Raw genomic sequence first — 3,834 nt, 5'->3', positions numbered from 1 at the left:
TACTGTGACAAATCTTTGTCGGGACAAGATGCGGCGCTCCAAAAGGCATCCAGAAGACCCGACGGACTTATTAGAACTGACCCAAGGCGTCGTCGATGACTCACCAATTATGTCAGATAGTGCATTGGTTCTAGAGGCTGTTATGCAACTTAATACGGCCGAGAGACAATGCGTTTTATTGTTTTACTATATGGACCGCAGTCTGAAAGAGACGGCCGATGTTCTGGGGGTTAGTGACCAAGTGGTAAAAACGCGCCTGTATCGGGCTAGACAGCATTTAAAGCCCATTCTCGAACCGGTGTGGGAGGAGAGCTCATTATGAGTCATGACACATACGATCGTGAGAAGCAAATTGGGGAGCTCCTCGATCGGGCATTGAGAGAAGAACAGGCACTCTATTTCCAACCGGCATGGCATCCTAAATATCGTGCCCAGCGTGCCAAACAGCGCTCTTGGCGTATTGCATTGGGAAGCGCTGCAGTATTAGCGATGGGACTTGCGGCATTGCCTCTGACCGTTCAGTTGCCTCAGGCGCACGGCTCGGTATCTAATCTCAATTTAGCCGCTATTCACCTACCTAAAGGCTTGACCCGCCAACTGTCTTTGGCAAGCGACAATAGTTACAGCGTTTCCAGCATGACGCCGGTATACGGAAGTTATCCGATCGCATCACCCACGGGGCATAACTTAATGGTTAATGGCAATTTTAGTCTTTCTAGTGCCTCCGGAAATTCGCTATCACTGTTGTTGAACAATCGCATGCAGGTTGAGGGGGGCATGCTGTTTAGTCACGGGGCCCCGGTGTATAGCTTTGAAGGTTCGTCACTAGCTGAGGGTACGGTGATTGCCCCCTCCGCTTCGGCGACTCCCGTCACAGGCACCTGGTATCAACGCGGAGATTCAGATATTAATACTGTATCCGCCGCCGGAAGTCATGTGTATGTGACTCGTGGTAATACATGGGCCGACTTGATGGGATATGGAAAGTATTATTGGATTAGTTCTCCAGGTTCACCACCAAGCACTACCCTAGATACGATTGCAGGTTTACCCAGTAATCCCAATCACGCCTTATTGGTCGAAGAGAGTCCATCTGGAGCCAGCCATGGCTATTTAACATCAAACGGCGGTCATACCTGGCGCACGTGGTCACTAGGCGCTCAATCGGTCACCAATTTAATAGCGATTGGCAATCGCTATTGGGCAATTTTGAATGGCACACTAGCATGGAGCGACAACGGCAGGCACTGGACCACTGCTCTCCCTCTCAATGTCAATAAGTGGCAGGTAGAAACCTATGCTGTGGACCCTGCCAATCCCGAGGTCATATCGGTGGCTCTCATCCCCATTTCCGGCGACGGCGTAGGACCCATATTGGAAACTCAGGACGGCGGCACGAAGTGGTCTGAAGTTCCCAATTTTCCCGCTATTGGGGCGGCTCCTAGTACTATGGTGATGACTCAAAACGGGGACATAGCCGCCTTAATTAATCTTGATGGACCGGTGATTATTCGATATAACGCCCAAACCCAACATTGGACCACATTTTCCGTTCCTGCCACGAAAAACAGCTTGGGACTAGGGCAACTAGCAGCAAGTCCCAATGGCGACCTGCTCTATGCGTCTCCTGGAGGACTAATTTATCAGTGGATCCGTCAGTCCCACCAGTGGTTATCCATTTCTCCGCAATCCGACATGGATGCGACAGGGTCCGCAGCCAATATCCTCGAAGCTATTGGCAACAATCAAGTGTTAGCCGGGTATCCAGGCGGTTGGTTCATTTTTTACGAATCGCCGGCACAAATCCAAACCCAGGGCCTAATCGCGCCGGCTGGGACAACCAATGGTAATAAGGCAAACAGTCGCGAGGATGTAGCCACCCGATAATCCCGTGTGTCCTCAATCTGGTGGTGCCGTGGCCTGATGGTATCTAAGCATCTCAATGAAGTGGCCACGCATTACCGCCTGACAGCACCTCACGATTGCACTTAAACGGTGCGCTGCCGATTGGATTTTTGTTAAGGTGGTCCGTCGAAAAGGGCCCAAAGCACGTCATGCCCCCTATGCTGTGCTCTCCCTTCGAAAGGTACTTCGAGGTGGTATCAATCCCGTAGTCCTCTGATGCCATGGCAGATTAATCACCGGATTTGTATGCGCGAAAGCATGAACGGTAACGATGGTCAAATCCTTATCTATGAGGCACCGAACACGGACTATGCCAGCTTCCGCGTATGCGGCGATAAGGTTTACCAAAAAAACAACTGCAACAGAGTCCCTAAGGGTGGCCGTCGGGCGATTGGACCAAAGCGTTTCTATCCCCCACCGTAGGAAGGATACGATATGATCTCTGCCAAGGTTCCCTAGACGGGCGATGCCTTATACCAGAAATCGCTCAGCCCGGTACCGCACTACCTACCACAAGAGACAAAAACAAAGAGCGCGCGACTTCTCATTTCTGTCGCGCACTCCTCGACACGGTCTTGATATAATGCCCAATCAAACCCGCTCTATAATGGTTGCGACCGCCATGCCCCAGCCAATACACATGGTGATGAGACCATAACGCCCGCCGGTTTGTTCCAGATGGTGCAGTGCGGTCAAGACTAGTCGCCCCCCAGACGCGCCCAATGGATGTCCAAGAGCAATGGCCCCTCCATGGGGATTGACGCGGTCCCAGTCGGGATGAAACTCTTCTCCCCAGGCTAGCACCACAGATGCAAACGCTTCATTAATTTCAATCACGTCGATGTCATGAAATGACAAATGAGCTTTTTCTAACACTTTATGGGTAGCGGGAATGGGGCCTGTGAGCATGATGACGGGATCGACTCCAACCACGGACATCGCCACAATTCTCGCACGAGGCTTAAGCCCATGTCGGCCGAGAGCATCCTCCGATGCCAACAGCAACGCCGCGCTCCCATCCGTAATTTGACTTGAATTGGCGGCGGTGATTCTCCCATCGGGTTTAAAGACGGGGCGTAGGCTGTGCATCTTATCTAGCGTGGTATCCGCTCTTGGTCCTTCGTCCTGGGTGATGGTGAGCACTCCGCCATTGGCATCATGGCTCTCTACGGGAAGTATTTCCTCCGCGAAATAGCCACTCGCTATGCCCGAGAGCGCGCGGCGGTGGCTCTCGAATGAAAAGGCATCTAACGCCTCACGCGACAAGTTCCACTTTTCCGCAATCATCTCTGCCGATAATCCTTGCGGAATAATGTTGTACTGACGTAATAGGTCATTACTAAATGTGGAGCCATCCGATCCCATGGGCACCCGCGACATGGATTCCACCCCGGCGGCAATGACCAAATCATGGACATCCGCACGAATCGCTTGGGCTGCTTGATTGACCGCTTCGAGACTTGATGCACACATGCGGTTAATCGCGACCCCCGGTACTTCCACTGGGAACCCGGCAATAAGCGGTGCAAGACGCCCAATATTAAACCCTTGTTCCCCGACCTGGGTTACGCACCCGAGGCGAACGTCCTCCACACTGCCGACGTCGACACCCGTTTTCCCCACTAAGCCCTTTAACGTCTGGGCAGCAAGATCGTCTGGACGCACTTGCGAAAGCCCTCCGTTACGACGCCCAAACGCCGTTCGAACTCCATCGACTATATACGCGTCTCGCATAGCCATCATCTCCTATCAGGAAGAGAATCGACCTCAACCGCCTATGGGGTCGAGGTCGTTGAACGTCGTAGAACCTAGGAAATAAGCGTTTGCAGTTTAAGCGCCATACTCATGTCGCCGGCCACTGAAAGTTTCCCACTCATAAAGGCACTCATTGGATTAAGGGACCCTTGCGCCAAGGCCTTAAAATCTTCT

The 3,834-nt window shown here is 52.3% G+C and carries 4 protein-coding genes; 2 read left to right on the top strand and 2 right to left on the bottom strand.

The features are described from left to right. The coding region (locus ACOJWD_RS06895) for an RNA polymerase sigma factor (protein WP_486992490.1) at positions 1 to 322 on the top strand (322 nt) is incomplete at its 5' end. Then, positions 319 to 1,887 (top strand): beta propeller repeat protein, encoded by a 1,569-nt coding sequence (locus ACOJWD_RS06890; protein ID WP_486992489.1) that lies wholly within the window; start codon positions 319 to 321, stop codon positions 1,885 to 1,887. The genes ACOJWD_RS06895 and ACOJWD_RS06890, both read left to right, overlap by 4 nt. A gap of 609 nt (positions 1,888 to 2,496) precedes the next feature. Here the strand turns inward: ACOJWD_RS06890 and ACOJWD_RS06885 are convergent. Together ACOJWD_RS06885 and ACOJWD_RS06880 are read right to left on the bottom strand one after the other, a co-directional pair. Continuing rightward, positions 2,497 to 3,639, bottom strand: a complete 1,143-nt coding sequence (locus ACOJWD_RS06885) for a thiolase family protein (protein WP_486992488.1) — start codon at positions 3,637 to 3,639, stop codon at positions 2,497 to 2,499. Between the two features lie 74 nt (positions 3,640 to 3,713). Next, a partial coding sequence (locus tag ACOJWD_RS06880; protein WP_486992491.1) for an SCP2 sterol-binding domain-containing protein occupies positions 3,714 to 3,834 on the bottom strand: 121 nt, incomplete at its 5' end.

It is taken from the genome of Sulfobacillus sp. TH-112, from assembly GCF_057473405.1.
Note: the sequence above shows the minus strand (reverse complement) of the source record. Positions and strands in the feature narration are given on the sequence as shown.